1 protein-coding gene is annotated in these 1,063 nt (G+C 54.2%); it reads right to left on the reverse strand.

Features of this window, described 5'->3' with window-relative positions:
• Positions 1 to 647, reverse strand: a 647-nt coding sequence (locus tag V6D20_06805; GenBank protein HEY9815494.1) for a hypothetical protein, incomplete at its 3' end; no start/stop codon positions are given.
• Between the last annotated feature and the right edge of the window lie 416 nt (positions 648 to 1,063).

A 1,063-nucleotide genomic window follows, 5' to 3' on the forward strand; every position in this document is an offset into this window, starting at 1 on the left:
TAGCCATAGTGGGGACCCCGCTTGAGAAGCGAATCGAAGAACTTGCAGAGAAGGGGAATAGAAGCAGCCGCAGAACCATCATTGGCATACCAGCCCTGAAAGAGAATTGTTGGGAACTCCTGCTTAAGCAAGCGGATGAGGGGTAGGAGGCCAATGCCGTAGGCGTACATGCCAAGGGGATCACCCTGAGTGACTCCGACCTTGCTGTAGAAGACAAAGGTGTTACCAGAGGGGTCGTGCGCAACAAGGCGGATCCAGTGTTTATAACAATTGAAGGTAAAGAGGGCCCCCTGGGGCCATTCATGGCGGATTGTCCAGAGCATGGTTACACGGTTCATTTCATTGAAGGCATTTTTGGCGTCGATACAGAGGAAACCAAAGTCATCATCCGTGGCGTGTTCCTTCCAGAATTGGGAAGCTGCGTGAACAGCGCCTTCGATGCCGGCCTGTAAGCCAACACAGAGTTGGTCAACACCGCAGACTTCGGTGGCGGATGGGCCAGCCACAGCGAGGAAGCACTTGGCGATCATACGGCGCCAGATGTGTCCAATACCAATGGGGCGAACACCGGGGTTTTTGTCGAGGGCAATGAGGCAACAGCTTAGTAAGGCACGGATGGCGGGCCAAGGGACAAGTTGATTGGACATCAGTTCAGTGAGAGTAGCAAGAGCTAGGCGCAATCGGTCACTGGCTTGGCGGTGTTGAGTGAGCCAACTTCGCAGCTCATGGGCATGCATGCCATCAAGGCCACAAGAGCCGCGAATACGGCGTGCCACTTTCAAGACAATATCGTCGGAGATTGTGAGGGGAACAAAGGTGGGAAGTGTTCCGTAGTCATGGAGGGTCCTGTAGTCGGTCGGGGTTGGATCTGGATGTTTGGATTCGAGGAGATCTTGGACAGAATGGCCATCAGCGGTATCACCAGGGTAGAGAAGGGAAGTCTGTTCGACATCGGTAATGTACTGAACTGCTTTGCGGAGCTCCCCTCGTTGGACTAGAGTGTTGAATCATTTGAGACGCTGGGATGGAGTGGTATAGCGGCGGCGGCGAGTGAGGCTAGAGG

It is taken from the genome of Candidatus Obscuribacterales bacterium, from assembly GCA_036703605.1.
Classification (GTDB): Bacteria; Cyanobacteriota; Cyanobacteriia; order RECH01; family RECH01; genus RECH01.